This window comes from Pseudomonas sp. Pseusp3 (assembly GCF_047304225.1).
Lineage (GTDB): Bacteria > Pseudomonadota > Gammaproteobacteria > Pseudomonadales > Pseudomonadaceae > Aquipseudomonas > Aquipseudomonas fluorescens_CD.
In genome coordinates, this window is the sequence record NZ_JBGLYV010000025.1 from 45,880 (window position 1) to 69,935 (window position 24,056).

General features: G+C 56.2%; 18 protein-coding genes and 2 pseudogenes. 12 read left to right on the forward strand and 8 right to left on the reverse strand.

Translation table 11 applies throughout. The annotated features are described in order from the left end of the window. The first annotated feature begins 176 nt into the window (after positions 1-176). From ACCD00_RS11150 to ACCD00_RS11180, 7 genes and pseudogenes are all read left to right on the forward strand, one after another. On the forward strand, positions 177-1,412 hold the full coding sequence (locus ACCD00_RS11150; protein ID WP_413424422.1) for an aromatic ring-hydroxylating oxygenase subunit alpha: 1,236 nt from the start codon (positions 177-179) through the stop codon (positions 1,410-1,412). A 271-nt stretch (positions 1,413-1,683) separates the two neighbouring features. After that, positions 1,684-2,613: an aromatic amino acid DMT transporter YddG gene (gene yddG / locus ACCD00_RS11155; protein WP_413424424.1), complete on the forward strand. Its 930-nt coding sequence runs from the start codon at positions 1,684-1,686 to the stop codon at positions 2,611-2,613. A gap of 172 nt (positions 2,614-2,785) precedes the next feature. Then, positions 2,786-3,937 (forward strand): MFS transporter, encoded by a 1,152-nt coding sequence (locus tag ACCD00_RS11160; RefSeq protein ID WP_413424426.1) that lies wholly within the window; start codon positions 2,786-2,788, stop codon positions 3,935-3,937. Positions 3,938-4,324: 387 nt separating this feature from the next. Beyond that, positions 4,325-5,338: pseudogene (locus tag ACCD00_RS11165) on the forward strand (cache domain-containing protein); the annotation flags it as partial. Positions 5,339-5,425: 87 nt separating this feature from the next. Beyond that, complete coding sequence (locus ACCD00_RS11170) at positions 5,426-6,193, forward strand: methyl-accepting chemotaxis protein (protein WP_413424458.1); 768 nt, start codon at positions 5,426-5,428, stop codon at positions 6,191-6,193. 381 nt (positions 6,194-6,574) lie between these two features. Then, positions 6,575-10,024, forward strand: coding sequence for an adenylate/guanylate cyclase domain-containing protein (locus tag ACCD00_RS11175; protein WP_413424428.1), 3,450 nt, complete (start codon positions 6,575-6,577; stop codon positions 10,022-10,024). A gap of 7 nt (positions 10,025-10,031) precedes the next feature. Beyond that, positions 10,032-11,063, forward strand: a complete 1,032-nt coding sequence (locus ACCD00_RS11180) for a patatin-like phospholipase family protein (protein ID WP_413424430.1) — start codon at positions 10,032-10,034, stop codon at positions 11,061-11,063. Positions 11,064-11,388: 325 nt separating this feature from the next. Here the strand turns inward: ACCD00_RS11180 and ACCD00_RS11185 are convergent. The 7 genes and pseudogenes from ACCD00_RS11185 to ACCD00_RS11215 all read right to left on the reverse strand — a co-directional run. Beyond that, positions 11,389-11,559 (reverse strand): annotated as a pseudogene (locus ACCD00_RS11185) (alpha/beta fold hydrolase); the annotation flags it as partial. 60 nt (positions 11,560-11,619) lie between these two features. Next, entirely contained in the window at positions 11,620-11,985 is a 366-nt protein-coding gene (locus ACCD00_RS11190) for a histone-like nucleoid-structuring protein, MvaT/MvaU family (protein WP_413424432.1), read from the reverse strand. A 587-nt stretch (positions 11,986-12,572) separates the two neighbouring features. After that, entirely contained in the window at positions 12,573-13,904 is a 1,332-nt protein-coding gene (locus ACCD00_RS11195; RefSeq protein ID WP_413424434.1) for an MFS transporter, read from the reverse strand. 157 nt (positions 13,905-14,061) lie between these two features. Further along, positions 14,062-14,907 (reverse strand): amidohydrolase family protein, encoded by an 846-nt coding sequence (locus ACCD00_RS11200; RefSeq protein WP_413424436.1) that lies wholly within the window; start codon positions 14,905-14,907, stop codon positions 14,062-14,064. Positions 14,908-14,935: 28 nt separating this feature from the next. Continuing rightward, positions 14,936-16,216: an MFS transporter gene (locus ACCD00_RS11205; protein ID WP_413424438.1), complete on the reverse strand. Its 1,281-nt coding sequence runs from the start codon at positions 16,214-16,216 to the stop codon at positions 14,936-14,938. A gap of 136 nt (positions 16,217-16,352) precedes the next feature. After that, on the reverse strand, positions 16,353-17,084 hold the full coding sequence (locus tag ACCD00_RS11210) for a GntR family transcriptional regulator (protein WP_413424440.1): 732 nt from the start codon (positions 17,082-17,084) through the stop codon (positions 16,353-16,355). Positions 17,085-17,602: 518 nt separating this feature from the next. Then, entirely contained in the window at positions 17,603-17,992 is a 390-nt protein-coding gene (locus ACCD00_RS11215; RefSeq protein WP_413424442.1) for an NUDIX hydrolase, read from the reverse strand. A gap of 322 nt (positions 17,993-18,314) precedes the next feature. On the opposite strand from ACCD00_RS11215, the gene ACCD00_RS11220 reads away from it, so the two are divergent. Further along, positions 18,315-19,448, forward strand: a complete 1,134-nt coding sequence (locus ACCD00_RS11220; RefSeq protein ID WP_413424444.1) for an aminotransferase class V-fold PLP-dependent enzyme — start codon at positions 18,315-18,317, stop codon at positions 19,446-19,448. A 244-nt stretch (positions 19,449-19,692) separates the two neighbouring features. Here ACCD00_RS11220 and ACCD00_RS11225 read toward each other — a convergent pair whose 3' ends face one another. Then, positions 19,693-20,202, reverse strand: coding sequence for a cupin domain-containing protein (locus ACCD00_RS11225; protein ID WP_413424446.1), 510 nt, complete (start codon positions 20,200-20,202; stop codon positions 19,693-19,695). Between the two features lie 272 nt (positions 20,203-20,474). Between ACCD00_RS11225 and ACCD00_RS11230 the strand changes: the two genes are divergently transcribed. The 4 genes from ACCD00_RS11230 (at position 20,475) to ACCD00_RS11245 (ending at position 23,785) form a co-directional block, all read left to right on the forward strand. Beyond that, positions 20,475-21,239, forward strand: a complete 765-nt coding sequence (locus tag ACCD00_RS11230; RefSeq protein WP_413424448.1) for a hypothetical protein — start codon at positions 20,475-20,477, stop codon at positions 21,237-21,239. Positions 21,240-21,266: 27 nt separating this feature from the next. Beyond that, the gene (locus ACCD00_RS11235; protein ID WP_413424450.1) at positions 21,267-21,704 is read left to right on the forward strand and encodes a hypothetical protein; all 438 of its coding nucleotides are present in this window, start codon (positions 21,267-21,269) and stop codon (positions 21,702-21,704) included. Positions 21,705-21,785: 81 nt separating this feature from the next. Further along, positions 21,786-22,451 carry a response regulator transcription factor gene (locus ACCD00_RS11240; protein WP_413424452.1) on the forward strand — a complete coding sequence of 222 codons (666 nt, stop codon included), beginning with the start codon at positions 21,786-21,788 and terminating at the stop codon, positions 22,449-22,451. After that, on the forward strand, positions 22,427-23,785 hold the full coding sequence (locus ACCD00_RS11245; protein WP_413424454.1) for an ATP-binding protein: 1,359 nt from the start codon (positions 22,427-22,429) through the stop codon (positions 23,783-23,785). Before ACCD00_RS11240 ends, ACCD00_RS11245 begins: the two co-directional genes overlap by 25 nt. The last annotated feature ends 271 nt before the right edge of the window (positions 23,786-24,056 follow it).

A 24,056-nucleotide genomic window follows, 5' to 3' on the forward strand; every position in this document is an offset into this window, starting at 1 on the left:
ATGTCGTTTGTGGTGGCCAAGATGATCGATATAGGCTGGCGTTAATTTTTGACAGAACCCATTGGCGCATAAGGCTTAACTATAGAAAGCTCAAGCCAAGATGAGGCGCCTTGTTAATAACAATATAAGTCACAGCAAAAGGTGACCGCTCAAGATATATATCCTGGGAGGATAAGATGGATAACAAAGAAACCGTTTTTGACCTGATTTCCCAACGTAAACCTTGGCATTCACTCCCAGGGGAACTTTATCGCAGCGAAGACGTATATCGCCAAGATCTTGAACAAATTTGGCACAAAGACTGGATCTTCGCCGGACATACCTTCGAACTCGAAAAGCCTGGTCAGTACTTCACCCTTCAGGTGGGCGATTATCCTGTCGCGGTAGTACGCGGCAAAGATGGTCAGGTACGTGCCTTCCATAATGCTTGTCGCCACCGTGGTGCGAAAGTATGCGAGGGAGAGCACGGAAAAGTAGCCAAGATGGTTTGCCCGTATCACAAGTGGACGTACGAACTTGATGGCAACCTTCTGTTCGCAGGGAACATGGGCCAAGATTTCGATAAGTCGCAATACAACCTTAAAACCGTGCATTGCGAAGTCGTACACACCTTTATTTACATTTGCGTGGCGACCAAAGCGCCTGACTTCGAACCATTCCGTGAGGCAGTCGCACCTTTCATCGCACCGCACAATCTCGATGACTGCAAGGTAGCTTTCGAATCAACTATCATCGAGCGCGGAAACTGGAAGCTCGTATTCGAGAACAACCGGGAATGCTACCACTGCGATGGGTCGCACCCAGAGCTATTGCAATCATTTGTGGACAACCTTTCAGTAGGTGGCACAAGTGGGGACGATGATCCAGAGCTCTCTGCATACTGGAATAAGTGCGAAAGAGCAGGCTTACCGAGCCGATTGGTCATGGACATCAACGGCCAGTTCCGAATGACACGCATTCCTCTGTCAAAGGGTGCGGTGAGCTACACCATGGACGGCAAACCAGCGGTAACCAGCCGTCTGGATAAGACATCTGAAGCCGATATTGGGGCACTGCTCTACTTCAATTACCCTTCCACCTGGAACCATTTCCTAGGTGACCACGCCCTGAGCTTCCGAGTATTGCCGATCAGTGCGACTGAGACCATGGTGACCACCAAATGGCTCGTACACAAAGATGCGGTAGAAGGCGTTGATTACGACTTGGATCGGCTCACCAAGGTGTGGATCGCGACGAACGATCAAGACAGGACGCTGGTCGAGGGAACTCAACGAGGAGTTACCTCCCCCTCGTATGAGCCAGGCCCTTACTCTGAAACAGCCGAAACAGGTGTATGCCAGTTCGATGATTGGTACTGCGCCACTATGATGGATCGGCTTAAAGGGCCTATTCCGTTGAAGTCCGTTGGCTGACAGTCACACGTTCGCAAATTAGCCTTCCAGCGCATTCATGCCTGGAAGGCTTTTTTGACTTCCCCTTACCGCAAAACTTCGATACCGATGCTTTTACTCGCCGTCAGCACTCAAACGCGCAGCCTCCAAGTACGATTTAATTTCATTACTGTCGACCGGTTTTTTGGAAGCCCTCCAGCACGTTTTTTCAATCCTGACAGTCCATGCCTCCATCGACTGGAGCAGGAATTACGTCCACAACTTAATCGCCGCTATTAGGAGAGAGGTATCAATGAAAATTAAAGGCGAGCGCGCGGCAACGGTGTGTGGGTTGATGGCAATTTTGCTGTGGAGTACAGCTCTTGGTTTGATTAGGAGCGTTAGCGAACATTTTGGCCCGCTGGCAGGCGGCGCAATGATTTATTCATTGGGTGCAATCTTCCTCATCGTTTTACTCGGGCGACCGAAACTGCGCTCTTCACCGCGCTTCTATCTGATCGTAGGAAGCACGCTATTCGTAGCTTATGAGGTCTGCCTTACGCTTTTCTTGGGATTCGCAACTAACCGCAACCAGGCCATTCAACTCGGCGTGGTAAATAGCCTCTGGCCTTGCATGACCATTTTATTTGCCATCCTGATGAACGGACAAAAGGCACGCTGGATTATTGCACCAGGCACGGCCTTGGCGGTTTTCGGAATTCTGTGGGTGGTGAGCACCGAGGGATTATCCTTTTCAAGCGTTGTGGCCAATGCTGAATCCAACCCATTAAGTTACAGCTTGGCATTGGGCGGCGCGGTCATCTTCGCGTTGTACTGTAACGTCACGCGACGCTATGCCGGCGGACAAAACCTAATTGTGCTTTTCTTCGCTCTCGCGGCCAGTGCTCTGTGGGTGAAATACTTTTTCAGCCATGAGGTCATCCCCGCGTTCACCTTGAGCAACAGCCTGGTGCTCGTCGCGGCCAGTGCATCAATGGCGGGTGGTTATGCCCTGTGGAACGTCGGTATTTTGCGTGGAAATCTCACTTTACTGGCCACCGCTTCCTACTTTTCCCCAGTGCTCTCATCAGCATTCGCTGCAGCATGGCTGAGCGCGCAGTTGACTACCCAGTTCTGGCAGGGGGCAGTGATGGTTACTGTCGGCTCGCTTATCTGTTGGCAAGCGACTCGACAGCGTACTCCTCAAACAGAGACCTGCTTTGTGCCGAAAACTCGGATATGACGCATTAATTCTTTGAGGTTGGGATCAGCATCCAGTTACCTCCTAGAGAACCGCATCCTGGGTGCTGAAACTCAGAATATCCGGAGGTCGTACTCATTGGGCTCCAGCCGATGATGCGTGATCCGGCCGCCCTCCGCATGGCTAGCATTACGCAGATAAGGATGACCAAGAAATGAGTGCTTCCGCCCCATCATTAGCCGTTAGCAACAATTATGGTGAGCGGGTTTCCACTCGCATCGTCTTCCTCATCACCGGACTCGTCATGTCCGCCTGGGCGCCTTTGGTACCACTCGCGAAGGAACGAACCGGCCTGGATGATGGTGGCTTGGGTTTACTGCTTCTCGGATTGGGTCTCGGATCTATTGCTGTTATGCCATTCGCTGGACATCTCACAGCACGCTATGGCTGTCGACCAGTGATTGTCTGGTCGACCATCGCGCTATGCGCTGTGCTCACCCTCTTGAGCAGCATCGCTTGGTTACCAGGTCTTGTGCTCGCGGTACTCCTTTTCGGAGCCAGCATGGGCATGCTTGATTGCGCGATAAACATCCAATCCATCATCGTCGAAAAGAACAGTGGCGAGGCCCTTCAATCTGGCTTCCATGGCATGTACAGCGTGGGAGGCATCTTAGGCGCCGGAGCATTAACCGTGCTGCTGAGTATCGGTCTCGATCCATTTTTTTCCGTGCTATGCGTAGTCGCCACCGTCATAGGTGCTCTCTACAAAGCGACACCCACGTTATTGGCATACGGAACAGAGCAGGACGGGCAAATTTTTGCGTTGCCTAAAGGTATCGTCTTCCTGCTAGGGACTTTGTGCTTCATTGTATTTTTAACCGAAGGGGCAATGCTGGACTGGAGCGCGGTCTTCCTGGTGTCGAGCCGAGAAATGGAGCCCAATTTGGCAGGCTTAGGTTATGCCAGTTTCGCTGCAACGATGACGGTGGGGCGCCTTACAGGCGATGCAATTGTCCGCAGGCTTGGCGGTGTGCGCGTAGTGGCTTTCGGAGGGATTATCGCTTCCGCCGGCATGATGGTGTCGCTCGGTTTCGATGGATGGCCAGCATCGTTGATTGGCTACGCCTTACTGGGAATTGGATGTTCGAACATCGTCCCGGTTCTTTTTACCGCAGTAGGGCGCCAAAAACGTATGCCTCAAAGGGTAGCCATCCCGGCAGTTATTTCCATGGGCTACGCGGGCATCCTGATAGGGCCGGCGGCCATCGGATTAGTCGCCCATGTGAGTACACTTTCTATTGCCTTGGGCGGCCTGGTATTTCTTCTACTTTTCGTAAGTGCAGCAGCCCGCTTTATTCGATCATGACCACAATCTGAACCACGATCCATATTGCCGAATCGAAACTGCCTTCCAAGGCAGTGCTCTAAGGCTCAGAAGTGCGCTGAAAGCACGCGCACTAACTACTAAAAAGCAAACAAAGGACGTGCAGCGGCCATTTCCGCTCAAACTGAAATCACCTGATCAACCTTGATTAAACAACTTTCCAACGTTGTTTCCCGAGTTTGATGCGCATTCCAAACTTAGCTCATATCAATGGACAGCTTAGACGAATACAACTTGAACAAACCTTTGCTACTCCCGGACTTCCGATGCTAACCAACCGTTGTGGGATCATATATGAACATAAAACAAAAATTGACCTGGGCGTTCGTTTGTATTGCTTGCTTACCTGTTGTCATCTCCACTGCGGTAATGATCGTGAACTTGCGTGGCCAAGCGCAGGAAGACTTCATCGACAACAGTTCCCGTGAGATTCGTCAGATCGATAACGCGATGAATCTGTTTTTCGACGGCATCGCTCAGAACGTGGAATACCTGGCAAATCAACCGCAGGTTACCAACATCACCGATCTGAAAAACTTCACCAGTGCTGACGCGACGAAGCAACCTCTACCGGTTAGTAACCAAATGGTGCTGAAGCTATTTACCGATTTCGCGAACAGTCACCCTACTACCGCATTCCTTTCCAAAGGCCAGGAAGATGGCGGGTACGCGACATGGCCTGATACTCCCGATCTCGCCAATTACGATCCACGAGTACGCCCTTGGTATAAAACTGCCATGGCATCACCAGGCAAAACGGTACGCAGTGCTGCCTATTACTGGGCTGGCACCAACGTAACCCTGATGGCTACCACACGCACGGTGAGCAATGCCCAAGGCCAGCCTATCGGGGTCTTAAGCCTCGATGTTTCGCTTAACGGCCTTACCGATATGATCAAACGCATCAAGTTGGGCCAGAGCGGTTACGTCATGCTTGTGGAAGAAAACGGGAATGTGCTGGTTGACCCGAGCGACGCAGCTCATAACTTTAAATCGATGAGAGATATCGGCGATAGCTACGCCACACTGGCCCAAACCAAAGAAGGTTTAGTACAGGTTGAGATTAATGGCGTGCCATTCATGGCCAACGTCTGGTCTTCAGAAAAACTTGGGTGGCGTTTTATCGGTTTAATTCCACGAGCGGAAGTGATGGCCCAAGTCACACATCTGACCTGGCTCATTGCGAGCATCGCGACGGTGTTAGCGCTTATTTTTGCCGTGCTCGGCGCGAGCTTCGCTGGGTTGATCGTGCGACCGATTCGCAGTGTCGCGGGTGGTCTAGAAAGCATTGCCCAAGGTGAAGGCGATCTGACTCGGAATCTGGAGGTACGCGGCCGAGATGAAACTGCTACGTTGGCTCGTTGGTTCAATCAGTTTCTTGGAGCGATTCGGCAGTTGGTTCAAAGCATCAGCTCGGCTTCTGGTGACTTGCAAAAAGCATCAGATAAAACCACTGAGGTTGCCCGTGACATGAATAATGCAGCTGGTCGCCAACGAGAAGCAGTGGAATTGGTTTCGACTGCGTTCAATGAAATGGTCGCCACAGCCAATGAGGTCGCACGCTCATGCAGCGCAGCCGCCTCTTCGGCAAGCGCAGGTCGTAGCCAAGTGCACAATGGCCAGCTGCGCATCGACGAGGCAACCGGCAGCGTTGGCCAGCTCAGTGAGAACCTACTGCTATCGACACACTCCATGGAATTACTGGAGCAGGACAGTAAAAATATCAACACGATCCTGGACACAATTCGATCAATAGCCGACCAAACCAATTTGCTTGCACTCAATGCGGCAATCGAAGCGGCGCGTGCAGGTGAGCAAGGACGAGGATTCGCGGTAGTGGCTGACGAAGTGCGTGCTCTGGCGAAGCGCACCGCTGACTCGACCGGCGAAATCGATGATCTGCTGGGTGGCTTAGCTAGACGTACCCACGAGGTAACTGCGCAGATGCAAAATAGCTTGGCGATGTCGAAGACCAGCGTCGACCGCATTCATCAGGCTCGTGAAAGTTTCGAGTACATCCGCAGTTCCGTAGACGACATCCGCGACCAGACCACCCAGATTGCAACTGCGGCAGAAGAACAACATCAAGTGGCTGAGGATATAAATCGACATATCATTCAGATCCACTCCGATGCGCAACTGGTAGAGAAACTCGCGCAATCCGCTCGCAGTGACTCAGGCACCTTGGCGCAATTGTCCGGCGAGCTAAACGGCCTGGTGGGACGCTTCAGAACTTAGGTTTTGCTGATTTCAATCGCGATAACCTCTTGCAGGTTATCGCAGCTAAACACCTACCGATTGGAGGTAATACGTCGGGATGAGGTAACCTCATGGGTGAACGATTTGCATGGCGTCAAGGATAGGGCGTGTAGACGCCGACGCCGAATTGACCCACGTACCGACGCAAACTGCCCCCCCCGAGTCGGCACAGATTGTCCTTCATCAGTAAGCGAATTTTACTTCTCGATACCACGATACAAACTATCTTTGATACAGAGGGTTAAAAGGCTGCCCAAACGTACCGGCCCAATGACTTCAGCTTGTCCTTCGCCGGTTTGATGTCACGCTTCCCGTCTTTTGACTGGTCTTCTTGAACGACTGCAAAAGGGAAGAGATCGTATGCGCTGCGCAAACTGCGGATTCGAGAGTCCCTCCGAGGCCAGCTTCTGTGAAGCGTGCGGCGTCAAGTTGTCCCGCAGCTGCCCGCGCTGCGGCCACGAGGCGAGCCTTTCCGCCAAATTTTGCAGTGAATGCGGCGCGCCGCTGACCGATGCGCCCACTGCACCATCACCACGCCCCGAGCCTGTTTCAGAGCCCTCTCCCGCGCCCATTCATTACACGCCCCACCACCTTGCCGAGCGCATCCGCGCCGAGCAGGCGGCCATGGAAGCCCGAGGCGACACCGCCGGTGAGCGTAAGACCGTCACGGCACTGTTTGCCGACATGGCCGGTTCCACGGCGTTGATCCACGATCTCGATCCGGAAGAGGCCCACCGCCTGATCGAGCCCGTCGTCGCGCTGATGATGGAAGCCGTCCACCACTACGAAGGCTACGTGGCCAAAACACTGGGCGATGGCATACTCGCGCTGTTCGGCGCCCCTATCGCCCATGAGGATCATCCGCAGCGGGCGTTGTATGCGGCCCTGCGCATGCAGCAGGCGATACACCGACATGGCGACCGCATTCGCCTGGAGAAAGGCATACCGCTGCAAATCCGCGTCGGTATCCATACCGGAGAGGTCGTCGTGCGTTCGATCCGCACGGACAATTTGCACACCGATTACGATCCGGTCGGGAACACGATCCACATTGCCTCCCGGATGGAGAGCATCGCTGCACCCTCGTCGATCCTGGTAAGCGAGCCCACCTACAAGCTGGCGGAGGGTTATTTCGAATTCAAGGCTCTGGGGGCCGCCCAAGTCAAAGGCATTCCCGATCCCCTTGTTGTGTACGAGGTGCAGGGGCTCGGCGCGTTGCGCACGCGTCTGCAACTGTCGGCACATCGCGGGCTGGCCAGGTTCGTCGGCCGCCAGGTCGAGCTCGACCACCTGCATCAGGCGCTCGAGCAGTCCAAAGCGGGCCACAGTAAGGTCGTCGCGGTGGTAGGCGAGGCCGGAGTCGGGAAGTCACGGCTGTTTCATGAGTTCAAGGAACGCTCGCGGTGCGGCTGCCTGGTGCTGGAGACATTCTCGGTGTCGCACGGCAAGGCCTTTGCCTATTTCCCACTCATCGAGCTTCTGAACAATTATTTTCAGATCACTGTCCAGGATGACGAGCGGCGATGCCGGGAAAAGGTCATGGGCAAGACCCTTACGCTCGAGCGAGGCTTCGAGGATCTCGTGCCCTACCTGCTCTACCTGTTGGGTATCGGCGAACGCAGTTCAGCACTCGCGGAAATGGATCCTCAGATCCGGCGCGTTCGCACCTTCGACGCGATCACTCAACTACTGGCACGTGAGAGCCGCAATCAACCGATCGAGCTGCTGTTCGAGGATTTGCAATGGCTGGACTGCGAGACCGAAGCATTCCTCGTGTACTTGACCGACCACTTGGCGAGCTCCCCAATCCTGCTCCTCGTGAACTACCGGCCCGAGTATCAGCCTGTGTGGATACGTGCGGGTCATTGCAGCCAACTGCGGCTCGAACCGCTGGGCCCGGTCGAAGCACAGGCAATGCTCGCGACCCAGCTTGGGGACGATCCTACCCTCATCCCCCTCAAACAGCTCATCCTGGATAAGACGGAGGGAAACCCGTTCTTCATGGAGGAAGTGGTGCAAACTCTGATCGAGGAGAAATTGCTGTTGGGTGAAGCCGGTCAGTATCGGATCGAGCAAACTCCAGCTGCGCTGCATATCCCCACTACTGTGCAGGGTGTACTCGCTGCCCGTATCGACCGGCTCCCCGTAGCGGAGAAGGAGTTGCTGCAGACCCTCGCCGTTATCGGCAAAGAGTTTCCGTTCAGTCTGATCCGGTGCATCTGTGATGGGCAGGATGCCCAGACGGACGACAAGTTGTGTAATCTGCTCGCCCGACTGGAGGCTGCGGAGTTCATTTACCAGCGGCCCGCATTTCCGGAGGTGGAGTATTCGTTCAAGCATGCGCTGACCCAGGAGGTCGCGGGCCACTCGCTACTCACGGAGCGGCGTAGCGCGCTGCATGAGCGCACAGCGCAGGCCATCGAGGCACTGTTCCCCACTCGCATCACGGATTACTGCAGCGAACTGGCGCATCACTACAAGCTGAGCGGCAATGTCCCGAAGGCCGTGGAATACCTGCACCGTACCGGGCAACAGGCCCTCCAGCATTCCGCCCATCTCGATGCGATGCGTCATCTCAGCGCGGCACTGGAATTGCTCGAACATTTGCCCGACACGCCCACGCGTGCACATCAGGAACTGACGTTGCTACTCGCCCTGGGGCCAGCCTTGATGGCCGTGCGCGGCTATGGTGCGCCCGAGGTGGCGGCCACCTACACCCGTGCACTGGCGCTATGCGCGCAAGTAGGCGACGACTCGCTTTTCTCTACGCTGCTGGGGCTGTGGAGTTACTACACGTTGCGTACACAATACTCAACCGCATGCGAACTGGCTGAACGATTGCTCAGTATTGCGCAAACCGCGCAGGATCCGGACTTGCTCGTGGAAGCCCATGCGGCACTTGGGCAGACATTGCTTTTCCAGGGTGATCTCAAAAACGCCCATGACCATCAGGAACGGGCGCGTGTCCTCTACGACCCTGATCGCCATCGCACACATTCCATTACGTACGGCATGGATCCGGGCTACTCCCTGTCATTTTCGGCCTGGAGCCTTTGGTACTTGGGTTTTCCCAATCAGGCAAGCATGCGCAGCCAGGATGCCCTTGCTCTGGCCAAGAAGATTGCCCACCCATTCAGCCTGGCCTTCACTCTGTCCGCTACGTCGATACTGGGACAGTTTCGGTACGACGTACAACTCGCCGAAGAGTGTGCAGATGCCGCCATCAAGCTTTCTCTAGAGCAAGGATTTCCGTTGTATTTGGCAAGGGGGAATATTCTTCAAGGTTGGGCTCGCGCAGAGCAGGGAAACACTGACAAGGGAATCGCTCAGATAAGCAACGGTATTGCCGCTTATCGCGCAGCCGGAGCAGAGCTTGGATGTTCTTATTTTCTGGCCCTGCTAGCCGCAGCACACAGGCTCGCCGGGCAACCGCAGGCAGGATTGGATGCCGTGACCGACGCTCTAACTATGGTGAACAGAACAGGCGAGCACTTTTACGAAGCAGAGCTGTACCGCCTCAAGGGCGCTCTTACCCTGCAATGCCCGGGAGAAAACCGACAGGATTCTTCCGTGCAGCAGGAAGCGGAAGCGTGCTTTCACAAGGCAATCTCAATCGCTCGACAACAAGGGGCAAAGTCATTCGAGCTACGCGCCACAGTCAGCCTTGCTCAGCTATGGGAAACACGAGACAAAGAGGCGGCCAGGCAAATGCTGGCCGACATTTACAGCTTTTTCACCGAAGGCTTCGACAGCGTCGATTTGCTACAAGCCAAGGCGCTGCTCGATGCATGGGCATCAAGCGAGGGGTGAGCGATTGATGACTCGGGGCAGTGACGAGCGCAAGTCGGTCACGCTGGCTTTACAGGGCGGCGGGATGCACGGTGCGTTCACCTGGGGCGTGCTTGATCGGTTGCTCGAGGACGGCAGGCTTGCCATTGAAGGGGTGAGCGCAACCAGTGCCGGCGCGATGAATGCCGTCGTACTTGCCTCCGGCATGCTGCAAGGTGGCGAGGTCGGCGCACGCCAGGCGCTGCACGATTTCTGGTACGCCGTGGCGCAGTCCGCCGAGCGTTATAACCCGTTGCGTTGGATGCCATGGCTGAAAGGGAAGCACAGCTTCGGGTTGGACTATTCACCCATGTATACGTTCGCGGACATGACGCTTCGTATCTTCTCTCCTTACCAGTTCAATCGCCGCAATTTGAGTCCGCTACGAGAAGTGCTGGAGAGGCAGGTAGATTTTGCCGCCTTGCGAAGCCAATGCCCGTTCCACCTCTATGTGTGCGCGACCAATGTCGAGACAGGGAAGATACGCATCTTCACAGGCGATGACATCTGCGCTGAGGCGGTGCTTGCTTCGGCCTGTGTGCCGACATTGTTCCAGGCAGTCACGATTGACGGGCAGAACTACTGGGATGGCGGCTATATGGGAAACCCGGCTATTTTCCCGTTGATCTACAACTGCAATACACGCGATGTGGTGATCGTCCACATTAACCCGCTCGTCCGCCCAGGCGTGCCCATTACCGCTGCCGACATCCTCAATCGTATCAGTGAAATCAGCTTCAACTCGTCGCTGATGCGTGAGCTGCGTACCATCGCTTTTGTCACCGACCTCATTCAGCAAGGTAAGCTCGATCGCAACGAGATGAAGGAGATGCTGATCCACTCCATTAAGTCTGACGAGGCGATGTGCGCGCTCAGCGTGTCCAGCAAGTACAACGCGGACTGGGACTTCCTTTGCGGACTGCGCGACAACGGACGCGGCGAGGCCGAGGCGTGGCTCACGGAGAACTACCGGAATATTGGCGAACGGTCGACTATCGACATCCGAAAAGAATTCCTTTGAATGCCGCCATCACACTGGGAAAGTTGGTTGGCAATTTTGACTGGCGCATAGCGCTGGCGACTCTTGCCGGGCAATGGTAAACATTTCCGAACGAATCCTGAACTGCGCGTAGGCACCTGCAGCCTGGAAGCTGCAGACACCTCTCAATGTGTCGCTGAGCACCTCAATATCCCCCGCCTTCTGCTGATCGAAAAACTGGCGAGCACTGATATACTTTGGCGATGTTCTCTTCCCATCAGGGAAACAGGGAGACCATAGCCTCCCGGCAGGGCCAACCTCCGGGGTTTTGCTTTTCTTCCCCCCTCCCCGCGTCATTGTCTTAACTTCAGTTCAGCTCTTCGACCAACACCCTGTTAAAACTGGACGGGTCTGCCATCTGTGGTACATGGCCTTTGCCTGCAAACTCGATCAACCTCGCTCCCGGAATCAACTTGGCTGCCTACTTCCCAAGGACACGGTAGTAACCGATCTTCGCCTTGATATCAGGCGGGGCAATGAAGCAGTACTCCGCATAAAAAGGGCCCTTGAAGGGCCCTTTCTTGTACTCAAACCGAGATCACTTGGTCAGCCAGGACTCGACCGTGGCAGAGCCGTATTCGGCTTTCCACTCTTTCAGCGTCCGGTGATTGCCACCTTTGGTTTCGACGAGTTCGCCGGTGTGCGGGTTCTTGTAGACCTTCACTTGGCGTGGCTTTCGGCTGCCGGTTTTAGATTCGGCTGCTGGAGCACGGCGGCCCGCTTGTGGATCAAGCAGGTTGATCACGTCTTTCAGACTGTAACCATACTCAGCCAGCAAAGCGCGAAGCTTCGTTTCGAATTCGATTTCTTTCTTGAGGCCAGCATCGTCTTTGAGAGCTTCGAGCGCTTGGAGCTGCTCGGCCAGGTGTTTTTCGAGTTGGCGGAATTCTGCAAGCTTAGACATGATGATTCTCTATGTAGTTAGTCTCCTAACAACACACCAAAAACAGCAATTTGAATTTAGGACAAGTGTCCTACGTGATCTTTCGACCGATAGATTGAATCACGGAGGTAGCACGTGCTCACGTACTTGGGAGCAGTAAGACGAGAAGCAGAACATAGTTAACTTAAACACTAACATTAGTCCGGAAGCGAACGTCGTATGAAGCTCCCAACACCCAGCGCTCATACTGAATCACTTCGCTGTCGAGTAGCTTGCCAACAGATAAGCGATCCTGCTGTAACCAGCACCGCCCTCCTTGCCAAAACTGTTTATTCAACACAGCGCCCAACCATACTGAAGCAAATGCCGATGACAGCACGAGTGCGACGTAGGAGGCCGTCGCCAGCAAGGTGAGATTTCCGCGCAAGATGCCTATGTTCCAGAGCGCGTAGCCACCCGCCATTCCTATAGCTGCAGCAACAAGTTCTAGACTGCGACCCAAAGTGAGCGCTGGAATCACCTCGCTGCTGAACAGCGCTACATTTTGAAAAGTGGATCATAGGCAACGAGGAGGCCCACCATTTCCGAGCCTCCTCAGCGGGAATGGGTTAACTGCTGACCGTAGCGATTTGCTTCGCACGACGGTTCTGTTTGCCAATCAGAAACACCAATAGCGAACCGATCGCGGTCAATGCACAGAGCGGCATCAGTGCGATAGGAAAACTCCCGGTCTGATCACGCAGTACCCCGATCACTGAACTCATGGCGCCCGTACCCAAGTGGGCAAAGGTATTGATCGCGGCAATCCCGGTGGCCAAAGTCGCCGGCGGCAGGGATTCGGAACAAAGTGCCCAGAACGGCCCCTTGATCGCATAGTTACCCATCAATACGAGCGTCAGCAGTATCAGCGTGATGGTCAGGGAGTCCGTGAACAGCGTGGCCGCGAAGCTCACTGCAGTAATGGCCAGCGGTATAGCAGTGCTCTTGATCCGCTCCCCGCTCTTGTCCGCACGCAGCCCCCAGAAAATCATGAAAGCGGCGGCCATGCCGAACGGAATCATGTTCAGCAGACCCGTTTGCATGTTGGACAGATGGAAGGACTTCAGGATCTGCGGCATCCACAGCGACAGCGTATTGCTGGTTGCCGAACTGCCCATGTAGATAATCGAAAGTACCCATACATATTTGTTAGTAAACACGGCCTTGAGGGTGCCGCTTATGCTATGAGCGTGTTGAGGAATACGACTTTCCCGCGCGGCCTTATCGCTGGTCAGTTGCTCGCTCAGCCAATCCTGTTCCTGCTGAGTCAACCATTTCGCTTCGCTTGGTCGATTTGGCAATACCTTCAGCGCGAGCAATCCCAGAGTGATTGCGGGAATTGCTTCAAGCATAAGCAACCACTGCCATCCCTTGAGGCCTGCCAGGCCGTCCATTTGCAACAGCAGTGCCGACACAGGCGAGCCGAGAAAGTTGGAGAGTGGTATCGCCACCATGAACAGCGCAACTATTCGAGCCATGTATGCTTTGGGGATGCACTGCGTGAGGTAAAGAATGACGCCGGGAAAGAAACCGGCTTCGGCTGCACCCAAGAGAAAGCGGGAAATCGAATAGGATATCGGCCCGACCGCAAATGCCGAACAGAACCCGACGATCCCCCAAGTGATCATGATGCGCGCGATCCACCGCCGGGCACCGAAACGCTCCATGGCCATGTTGCTGGGCATTTCGCAAAGTACATAAGCAACGAAAAACAGCGTGGCGCCGAATCCGAACGCACTGGCCGTCAGGCCGATGTCCTGGTTCATGGTCAGGGCAGCGAAGCCGATATTGACTCGGTCGATGTAGGCGATGAAATAACAGAGCACGAGAAAGGGAATCAGGCGAAACCCCAACTTGCGCATCGTCGAACTTTCAATTTCAGCATTGGATGGCTTGTTCATGGAGACCACTCTTTTGTAATTGGAATAGGCTGACCCTGTGCAGAACTTCTCGATGCGGCACGAGAGGTTCGACTGCAACGTCACACTTCAAACTTTCTGTATGTTTTCGTTATAAATGGGTGAGATGAATGGTTATCTGCTAATGCAGGCGTAAGTTTCAGCTTTCGCCTTTTGCAAAACCGAATAGCCTTCGAGGTGCTTGCACCAGCAACGAATAACTAAGCTGCGTCGAACACTCCAGGGCTTGCAGCTGATCGATTACTGTGCCGAAGCCGATGCTTTGCTCATGCTGCGTGTGCGGCCAGTCGCTGCCCCATACAAGCTGGCGAAGGCCGAAACTTTGTTCCAACAGCGGTAATGCCATTCGAGCGAAATTGATGTTCTGTTGCGGCGTACCTCCCAAGCGATAGATTCCCGATACCTTCATCCAGATCGACCCTTTCGAGCCCAATTCCAGTAACTCGCAAAACCCGGGCTGATCGACCCCCGAACGGGCATCCGGCCGGCCGAAATGATCAATCACCAACTTCAAGCCGAACGGCATCAATTGATGGATCAGTCCCGGCAGATCCTTTACCTCCCGATGCAATTCGACATGCCAGTCAAGATCAGCGATGTGGCTGAAAAACTCTCTCCAGGCACTGTTACGAAAATCAGGTAACGCCTTGCCCATCAGGTTCAAGCGAACGCCGACCACGCCCAGGTGATCCATCTCATCCAACGTGGCGCGACTAACGCCTGGCTCCAGCACGACCACGCCTCGCAACTGCTCCGGCGCTTGCCTCAACGCCGCCAGCAGATAGCTGTTGTCGGTACCGAGAAAGCTCGGCTGCACCAATACGCCATGACTCAAACCATGGGCAGCCAGGTGGTTCAGATACTCGGCAAGCGGGGCATCGTAGTCAGGGGCGTAGCGCCGTGTAACGGCCAGGCTTAGTCCCCGACTAAAGACATGCGCATGGGAATCGATGCCAGTGATCGATGTTGAACAGGTATCAGACATGGGTTTCATCTATCGCAAGTAAGGATCATCACGCTCGGGCGCTCTCGCCGTTAACCGGGACGGATGAGGCTGTAGCTTCGAGACTGCGACCACGGGTTTCCGGCAGGCAGAGGGCCGCGACTACCGCCACGCCATAGGCGATCCCGGCGTCAATACCAATGGCCGAGCCCAGCGACATGGAGTCACTCATATGGCCGACCAGAAACGGGAACACCGCAGAGAGCACTCGGCCGAAGTTGTAGCAAAAACCCACGCCAGCGCCGCGCACATCCGCCGGGTACAGCTCATTGAACAGTGCACCGAGGCTGGCCGGAATGCCCGCCGCGAAGAAGCCAAGTGGAAAACCGAGGAACAGCATTTGGGTATTGGTCAGGGGCAGGAACACGTAGCACTGCACGGTAACCACACAGCACAGGGCGAACAGCACGATGTTTTTGCGGCGGCCAATACGGTCGATCAAGAATCCGCTAACAACGCAGCCACACCAGAAGGCAAAGATGATCACGGCCAGGTAGCCACCGGAGTTCAGCACCGACAGGTTGCGTTCGGTCTTGAGGAATGTCGGCAGCCACGTCATCACCGCGTGGTATCCGCCGTGTGCGCCCAGACCCAACAACCCGCCGAACAGCGTAACGCGGAGCAGTTCAGGACGGAAAATACCGGCCAGGGATTTGAAGAAACTCTGCGGAATGGCGTGTTCTTTCTGCAAACGCTGGAAGCTGTCGGGCTCCTCGACATTGCGGCGTACCCAGAGGATCAGGAATGACGGCAGCAGGCCTACGATAAACATCACACGCCAGGCCATGTCTTGCGGTACGAACGTATAAATCAGTGCAAATACCCCGACCGCCAGGCCCCAACCGACGGCCCAGGCACTTTGCACGGTGCCCATCACTTTGCCGCGGTATTTCGGGTTGATGGTTTCGGCCATCAATACCGCGCCGGCAGCCCACTCACCGCCAATGCCGAAGCCTTGCAGTGCCTTGACCATCAGCAACTGATGGAACCCGGTGACGAAGGCGGACAGAAAGGTGAAGAAGGAGAACCACAGAATCATCCACTGCAACGTACGCACCCGGCCGTAGCGGTCGGACAACGTCCCCCCTACCCATCCGCCGATGGCCGAAGTGACCAGCGTGACGCCGCTGATCAGCCCGGCATCGCCCTTGGTCAGTGCGAACGCAGCGATCAACGCCGGAATGGCCAGGCCGAACATTTGTACTTCCAGAGCATCCAGCGACCATCCGCCGAAGCAGGCCCAAAACGTTTTGCGCTCCCGAGGAGTGACTTGGCGATACCAGCTGAACATGATTTCTTATCCTTATAAGTGAAACGTGAGGCAGCCGAAAGCGAACCGCGCCGCTACGAGACCAGGCATGGCAAGCAAGACGATGAAGCCGGCGCAGATCAGGCGCCGATGAGCGATCCGCTATTGAGGCAAGGCGCTAGCGAATATCCACGCTGTAACGGAAGTGCTCGGCATGCCCACGGGAGCGACGCCATTCCAGAGGCGTCCCGGCGTAGTCACGCGCCAGACGCTCGATCACCACCACGGGACTGTTGACCGGTACTTGCAGCAATCGCGCATGCACGTCGTTTACAGACTCGGCGGTGAGCGTTTCTTCGGCAGAAGCGACGACCTGACCGCAGACCTCTTCGTAAATCGGATACAACAGCGGCCCTTTTCGACTCAGGTCGATCTCCAGCAGCGGCTGAAACCGGCTGCGAGGCAGCCAGATTTCTTCGGCAAGTACCGGCTGAACATCGAGAAGACGTACGCGAACAATGCGAATAACCGGTGCGTCGATTGGCAGGCCTAACGTTTGGGCCACCGCTGAGGGTGCGGCCACCGGCTCAATCGACAAGATGCGACTTTCCGGCACCTGGCGCTCGCCCGCGGCAGTCTGGAAGCGGAAAAATCGGAACAGTGACGATTGAAACTGCGGCCGGCGAACGAAGGTGCCTCGACCTTGCTGACGCTCCAGAACGCCCTCACTGACCAGCGCGTCGACCGCTTTGCGTACGGTGCCAGTGGACAGTTGGTACTCAGCTGAAAGTGCAGCCTCGGTGGGAATGGCCTCTCCCGGACGCCAGCGATTGTTGGCAATCTGTTCAGCCAACTGATCTCGCAGGCGCTGATAAAGCGGTAGCCGGACATCACTGGATAAGGAGCTCATCGACTTTATTCACCTTGTTATCTAGTCATATATATGAATCTTGAGGCGAGTATTCTCCTGATGCATTTTTCTGTCAAGAAGGGTGTCCGAACCTGGCTGACGAACGGAGGGCGGTAACAGATTCAAGCAGCTGAATGCCGCCTCGGCAGTTCTTGCCGCAGGGTCTGCGAAGCTTGTCCATCAACGACCTTATCTCTAGCTACTGAGGCGTACATGCCTTGTAGATCAGGCTGATTGGCCGTGTGGTATGGCTCAGCGGGAGCAGCCATCTGATGTTTCGAATCGGTCGAAATTTGTTTGCTACGTGTTGAACGTTGTCGCCCGGAAATAGCATCCCTGGACGATTGTTATCCGTCGCGACAGGCAGCTGCCAAAAGCGGACGTTCATCTCAGGGCCGCTTTCGGCTGTGGATTCAACCGGTCGAAAGCCGCTTGCGAACATCAAGTCGGAGCTTCGGATGATATGTTTGTGCTTTGATCATGAGCCAATACATAACCTTGCGCTGTCAGTGTGGCAGTCAGGCACCGTAATGCTCGACGGAAGACCGGATGACAGTCGGCAAACGGCAAATCAGCGAGCGGAGCCCAAAAAAAGCTGAAGGTGTGACCATGGCATCGAGCGTGTGATGATTCCATTGCTCCGGCCAAAGTGCCTGCGTGTAACACAGTTGAAATGACCATATCTGGTTGAGATGCTCGGCGTCCCAGCAGCCCAAATCGCTGACAACCGAGGCGGCTTCTATGCCTGATTCTTCGCTTAATTCACGCAGAGCGGTCTGAGCTGGAGTTTCACCTGTCTCGATTGTCCCTTTGACCAGTTGTACGCCTGCTATTGGATGGCGGAACAGAAGGATGTGTGTGCCAGGAATACTGGAGAGGATGACCGGGCAAGCCTTGTTCGGTGACATGGCGATTTCCTTATCGGCAATGAAGCACACATCTTACTGCCTTATCCCTTACGCAAGCGGCCAGATATTCAGATGTCCGCTTGGGGCCGGCTGCTGCCCTTCGTAACTGGTCGTTATCGACCGAACGTAAGGAGGTAGGAACCTTTAAGGCCCACCCTCCCACAACTCAGCAGCCACCTGCGAGCATTGCTACGTCCAGTAATCGACCTGATGATGCCGGCCGCTCGACAGAAGTCGCAAATCAATCCCGAGCAATCTTGTCATTTGCCAAGGCTTAGGGCAGGGTCGATACCACTGAGATCTCTGCCAAAGGAGTCACCCCATGTCAAAGCTATATCCCAGTATCGATCCCGAGGGGCTGGTCGAGTACTCAGTGGTCTACACCGACCGCTCGCTCAACCACATGTCGCAGTCATTTCAAGGCGTGATGAAGAACATTTCCAGGACCCTGAAACTGGTCTACAGCGCCCAGGCTGTTGCGGTGGTCCCGGGCAGCGGCACATTCGGCATGGAAGCGGTGGCGCGACAGCTTGCCACCGACCAGCAATGCCTGGTGATACGCAACGGCTGGTTCAGTTATCGCTGGAGCCAGATCCTTGAGATGGGCAACATCCCGGCGGCCACCACGGTGCTGAAAGCCCGACCGGTCGACACTGGTCGCCAGGCTGCCTACGCCCCACCCCCTCTGGACGAAGTGCTGGCAGCCATTGCGGCGCAGAAGCCGCAGATTGTCTTCGCCCCCCACGTTGAAACCTCATCAGGGATTATCCTGCCCGACGAGTACCTGCGGGCCGTCGGCGACGCCGTGCATGCGGTGGGTGGCCTGTTCGTGCTGGACTGCATCGCCTCAGGCACGCTTTGGGTTGATATGCAGAAATGCGCAGTCGACCTGCTGATCAGCGCACCGCAGAAAGGCTGGAGCGCCTCCCCTTGCTGCGCCCTGGTGATGCTCAGTTCCTTGGCCCTCGAGCGCATCGAACAGACGCAAAGCAGCAGCTTCGCCTGCGACCTGAAAAAGTGGCTTCAGATCATGCAGGCCTACGAACAGGGCGGACATGCCTACCATGCGACCATGCCCAGCGATTCCCTCGCGCGATTCAACGAAGTGATGAAAGAGACGCAAGCCTACGGTTTCGACAAGGTCCGCGACGAACAACAGGCTCTAGGCGATCGGGTACGCGCGATGTTGACCGGCAAAGGCATCAAAAGCGTGGCCGCAGTCGGCTTTCAGGCCCCTGGCGTAGTGGTGAGCTACACCGATGATGCCGACATCAAGAGCGGTAAGAAATTTGCCAACCACGGCCTGCAGATCGCCGCTGGAGTACCGTTGCAATGCGACGAGCCAGCCGACTTCCAGACCTTCCGCATCGGTCTGTTCGGGCTCGAAAAACTGCACAATATCGAGCGCACGGTCACCACCCTCGAGCAGGCACTGGACGAGGTGATGGTTAACTAAGCCCTCATCTTGCCCGCAGCACATACCGAACTTGTGAATTCCAGGAAGGCGTCCTGCCCTGGGCACTGCCGGCCCATGGCGCTGATCTTCGACGAATATGACGCTGGTCGCCCGGACGTCATGTTAGAACCATAAGGGAAAGCCCGTGCACGCGTCTTACTGACACGTGCACCCTTCAGCGCTATCCCATGCGATATCCCCGGATTGACCCTGACTCACACAGATCTTGAAGCACGCAACCACCTCATCCTCGCGTCAGCTTTTCGATCAGCGCCCGATACCCGGGAAACTGTTGACCAAGCTTTTGCCTATCACCCATTTCCATGTCCGCGAAATCAAATCCTGGCGAAACCGCTTCACTGATCAAGCCGAACCCCGCAGCGCCGTGCATCAGCTGTGAAGCTTTCCAGATCCCGCCCGGCACGTGCAGCTGCAAGCGTTGTCCGGCGAGAACATCGTGACCCATCACAATGGTTTGCAATGTACCGTCCGGAAAAATCAGCGTGTACTGAATCGGATCGCCCAGATGATAGTAATGAACGATGTCTGACTGGTTGAGATGGAAATGGCCAATCGGAGAATCCTGGGTCAACAGATAGAAAATCGACGTCATGCAATGGCGCTGGCCACCCGGAGTCACAATCGTGTTCTGGTCGTCCGATTGGTAGGTTCTGCGAAAGAATCCACCTTCGATATGGGGCTCAAGACCCAGGGCCTTGACCATTTCTCCAATTTCCAGGGTGTCTTGAGTCATTTTCAGATCACCTCCTATTCTTGATTTTAGTGTCATATTCGCAGCATTTATCGACATAATTCGACTAAATAGTGCTTTAGTCGAGTTGGCTTTTATCCTGCCCAGGCACCCTGTCCCGGCAAAAACATGTTTTGTCGACCTGAAGTCAACCTGGACCTCGAAGCCGTATCGGAAAACCGGTCGACTTCCCTGCCCCTCAGTCTCAGCTAAGTTTCGCTGCGTATCGTCTCCCTTGCGCAAGTTCGGCGCTGCACAGGAGAGGCAACCCGCCCATGAAACCCGATACAGCCGGATGGCTCAACAAAGTACCCGAGGTGACCCTGTCATTCTGGGTGATCAAGATCCTGTCCACGACGGTGGGTGAAACCGGCGCGGACTTTCTCGCAGTCGATGCCGGCCTCGGCCTGGGCTGGACCAGCGTTGGCATGGCGACTTTGCTGGCCATCGCCCTGTTCCTGCAGATGCGCAAGACCGCCTGTTCGCCCTGGATCTACTGGCTGAGCGTGGTGCTGGTGAGCATCGTCGGGACGCAACTCACCGACATCCTGACCGACGTTCTCGACGTCAGCCTGTACACCAGCACGGCCGTGTTTTCTGTTCTGCTCGCGCTCAATTTTTTCGTCTGGTACCGGGTGGAACACAACCTGTCGATCCGCGAGATCGTCACACCACGACGGGAATGGTTCTACTGGACGACCGTGCTCTGCACCTTTGCCCTCGGTACGGCGGCCGGTGACCTCGCGACCGAAGCGCTCGGCCTGGGTTTCACTCTCGGTGCCGTGATTTTCGCCGCGCTGATCGCCGCAACCCTGGTGGCCTGGCGCCTGGGCGCCAACATGGTGCTGACCTTCTGGATCGCCTACATCCTGACCCGTCCGTTCGGTGCCTCTCTCGGCGACTTGCTGACCCAATCCAGGACCTACGGTGGCCTTGGCATGGGCGCCACCTGGACCAGCGCGATCTTCCTGTGCGTCATCGTCCTGCTGGTTGCGGTCGCACAGGTCAGCATCGGCAACCGCAAACCCGTCACTCAGTAACACTTAATAGCTCATCAAGGAATCGTCATGCGCTCTTTTCAAAACATCATTCGCCACGTCGCCATTGTCTCGTCGATCTTTTTGCTCAGCATCGCCGCCGGTTGCTCGAAACCCGCCGACAAACCTGCTGCGGGCGCCACATCCGGTGCGATGAGTGCACAAACCCAGTCCGGTTCAAAATTGGGTGACCTGTCCGAGTTCCGCAGCATCGCCGCCGACGTTGTCGCGCTCGTCGATAAAAACGACCTGCCGGGTGCGAAAGCCCGCATCAAGGACCTGGAAAGCGCCTGGGACTCGGCCGAAGCCGGGATCAAGCCTCGCGCTGCCAGCGACTGGCATGTTGTGGACAAGGCCATTGACCGCGCGCTCGACGCCTTGCGCGCCAGCAGTCCGCAACAGAGCGACAGCAAGGCCCGCATGGACGAGCTGATGAAGGCCTTCGACTCGATGAAGGGCGCGCAATAACCAGGCGGACAAACGCCGGTACAGGTGCTTCAATACAGGCGCGACGGTCAAGACCGCCGCGCCTTTTTTTCGGAGCGGGACATGCGCATATTGCTGGTCGAAGATGACCCGATGATCGGGGACGCCATCCACGGCGCACTGAGTGATGCGAGCTACGCGACCGACTGGGTGAAAAACGGCCTTACCGCGCTTTCGGCGCTGGAGACCCAGCCCTACGACCTGGTGCTGCTCGACCTCGGGTTGCCAGGCAAGGACGGGCTCGATGTGCTCGACAGCATTCGCGGCCGCAACAACCCGGTACCTCTGCTGATCATCACCGCACGGGACAGCCTCGACGATCGCCTGCGCGGCCTCGACGGTGGCGCCGACGACTACTTGCTCAAACCCTTCGACATGGCCGAGCTGCTTGCCCGCATGCGCGCGGTGCTTCGGCGCAAAGGCGGTAGCGCCCAGTCATTGCTGGACAACGGTGTGGTGGCACTGGACCTGGTGTCGAAACAGGCGAGTACGGCGCAAACCCCCAACGTCCAACTGTCCAGCCGCGAATTCGCCCTGCTGCAGGCCCTGCTGATCCGCCCGGGGGCGATCCTCTCGCGCAGCGAACTCGAAGACCGCCTCTACGGCTGGGGCAACGAAGTGGAAAGCAACGCCGTGGAGTTTCTGATTCATTCGCTGCGACGCAAGCTGGGCAACCAGGTCATCAAGAATGTCAGGGGTATGGGATGGATGGTTTCAAAAAGCGCCTGAGCGACTCGGTCCAGGTACGGCTGTCGGTCGCGCTGTCGCTGGCCATCCTGCTCGTGGCGGTGCTGGCCGGGATGTTTGCGTTCGTCTCGGCCCTCGACGAGGCCCACGAAATGCAGGACGAAACCTTGCGTCAGGTGGCCGTCCTGTTCGATCGGCAGCAGATGACCCTGCACTACCCCACTGCCGGAAAAATTGCCGGTGACGACGAGGAATCCAGGGTCATCGTGCAATACCTGACCGACAGCGGTAAAGCCGTCGGCACCACTGACGACAACGTCCTGCCGCTGCCCTTCCCCACGACGCTGGCCAATGGCCTGTCGACCTTGAATATCGCTGGCGAAGACTTTCGCGCATTGGTCAGGACCACCACCCGTGGCGAGCGCATCGTCGTGGCCCAGGAGACGGGGGTTCGCGACAAGGAGGCGCGCGAGAGTGCCTTGCGCAGCCTGCTGCCGTTTCTCATTCTGTTTCCGGTGCTGTTGCTGGTGGTGAGCGATCTGGTGCACAAGCTGTTTCGCCCCATCGCCACCCTCTCCGATGACATAGACCGACGCGACAAACAGGCCCTGCACCCGGTCGACGAACACCATTTGCCAACCGAGATCCGCCCTTTCGTCGTGGCCATCAATCGCCTGCTGGCGCGGGTTGCGCAGTCCATGGAAAACCAGCGCCGCTTCATCGCCGACGCCGCCCACGAACTGCGCTCGCCCATGACCGCCCTGTCCTTGCAAGCCGAGCGACTACAGGCCACACCCATGCCGACGCAAGCCGTCGAGCGCCTGCTGCCGCTGTCGCGCGGCATAGAGCGCAGCAGAAAGCTGATCGATCAGTTGCTGGCCCTGGCCGCCGCGCAATCGAACGCGGAGCGGCCGCAGACCACGGTTTCAGTGCATGAGGTCTATCGACGGGTGCTGGAGGACCTGCTGCCCCTGGCGGAGCGCAAGAACATCGATATCGGCGTTGAAAGCACCCAGGACGTGCAGGTCGTTATCAACGAAATGGACCTGCTGATCCTGGTCAAGAATCTGGTGGACAACGCGATCCGCTACACCCCTTGCGGCGGACGAGTCGACCTGTCGGTGGAGCTGGCGCAGGAAACCGTGATCCTTCAGGTCAAGGATTCCGGACCGGGTATCACCGCCGATGAACAAATGCGCGTGTTCGACCCGTTCTATCGCAGCGTGGGCACTGAAGAGTCAGGCTCAGGGCTGGGCTTGTCCATCGTCAGGGCCATCGCTGAGCGCACCGGGGCTCGTCTGCATCTGGGATTCTCGAATGAGACGGACAAAAGCGGCTTATGTGTTTCGATCGGGCTACCAAGAGGCATAGACTAAATCCCTGTGTATCACAGTGTGTCAGCAGGACTGCCCGATACACAGACTTTCATCCGGCCGTCGATTCGACACAGGCCGGATACGTTACCGCGCTTTAATGCAAGCAATGTTTGAAGGGGCTCAGACAGGCCCCCTGACCCATGGCTGGTAATGGAGATATCCCATGAAGATGGCACTGCACAACAGCAAACCCGGCAAGACTCGCCGCCACCTGGTCGGCCCTTCTATCCTCGCGCTTGCGCTGTTCGGCGTGCTCGGCGTGGCCCATGCG

What these genes read in the sequence shown, in the direction of transcription:
- ACCD00_RS11150 (WP_413424422.1), top strand. Translation starts at nt 177, where the DNA reads ATGGATAACAAAGAAACCGTTTTTGACCTGATTTCCCAACGTAAACCT.
- yddG (WP_413424424.1), top strand. Translation starts at nt 1,684, where the DNA reads ATGAAAATTAAAGGCGAGCGCGCGGCAACGGTGTGTGGGTTGATGGCA.
- ACCD00_RS11160 (WP_413424426.1), top strand. Translation starts at nt 2,786, where the DNA reads ATGAGTGCTTCCGCCCCATCATTAGCCGTTAGCAACAATTATGGTGAG.
- ACCD00_RS11170 (WP_413424458.1), top strand. Translation starts at nt 5,426, where the DNA reads ATGAATAATGCAGCTGGTCGCCAACGAGAAGCAGTGGAATTGGTTTCG.
- ACCD00_RS11175 (WP_413424428.1), top strand. Translation starts at nt 6,575, where the DNA reads ATGCGCTGCGCAAACTGCGGATTCGAGAGTCCCTCCGAGGCCAGCTTC.
- ACCD00_RS11180 (WP_413424430.1), top strand. Translation starts at nt 10,032, where the DNA reads ATGACTCGGGGCAGTGACGAGCGCAAGTCGGTCACGCTGGCTTTACAG.
- ACCD00_RS11190 (WP_413424432.1), bottom strand. Translation starts at nt 11,985, where the DNA reads ATGTCTAAGCTTGCAGAATTCCGCCAACTCGAAAAACACCTGGCCGAG.
- ACCD00_RS11195 (WP_413424434.1), bottom strand. Translation starts at nt 13,904, where the DNA reads ATGAACAAGCCATCCAATGCTGAAATTGAAAGTTCGACGATGCGCAAG.
- ACCD00_RS11200 (WP_413424436.1), bottom strand. Translation starts at nt 14,907, where the DNA reads ATGTCTGATACCTGTTCAACATCGATCACTGGCATCGATTCCCATGCG.
- ACCD00_RS11205 (WP_413424438.1), bottom strand. Translation starts at nt 16,216, where the DNA reads ATGTTCAGCTGGTATCGCCAAGTCACTCCTCGGGAGCGCAAAACGTTT.
- ACCD00_RS11210 (WP_413424440.1), bottom strand. Translation starts at nt 17,084, where the DNA reads ATGAGCTCCTTATCCAGTGATGTCCGGCTACCGCTTTATCAGCGCCTG.
- ACCD00_RS11215 (WP_413424442.1), bottom strand. Translation starts at nt 17,992, where the DNA reads ATGTCACCGAACAAGGCTTGCCCGGTCATCCTCTCCAGTATTCCTGGC.
- ACCD00_RS11220 (WP_413424444.1), top strand. Translation starts at nt 18,315, where the DNA reads ATGTCAAAGCTATATCCCAGTATCGATCCCGAGGGGCTGGTCGAGTAC.
- ACCD00_RS11225 (WP_413424446.1), bottom strand. Translation starts at nt 20,202, where the DNA reads ATGACTCAAGACACCCTGGAAATTGGAGAAATGGTCAAGGCCCTGGGT.
- ACCD00_RS11230 (WP_413424448.1), top strand. Translation starts at nt 20,475, where the DNA reads ATGAAACCCGATACAGCCGGATGGCTCAACAAAGTACCCGAGGTGACC.
- ACCD00_RS11235 (WP_413424450.1), top strand. Translation starts at nt 21,267, where the DNA reads ATGCGCTCTTTTCAAAACATCATTCGCCACGTCGCCATTGTCTCGTCG.
- ACCD00_RS11240 (WP_413424452.1), top strand. Translation starts at nt 21,786, where the DNA reads ATGCGCATATTGCTGGTCGAAGATGACCCGATGATCGGGGACGCCATC.
- ACCD00_RS11245 (WP_413424454.1), top strand. Translation starts at nt 22,427, where the DNA reads ATGGATGGTTTCAAAAAGCGCCTGAGCGACTCGGTCCAGGTACGGCTG.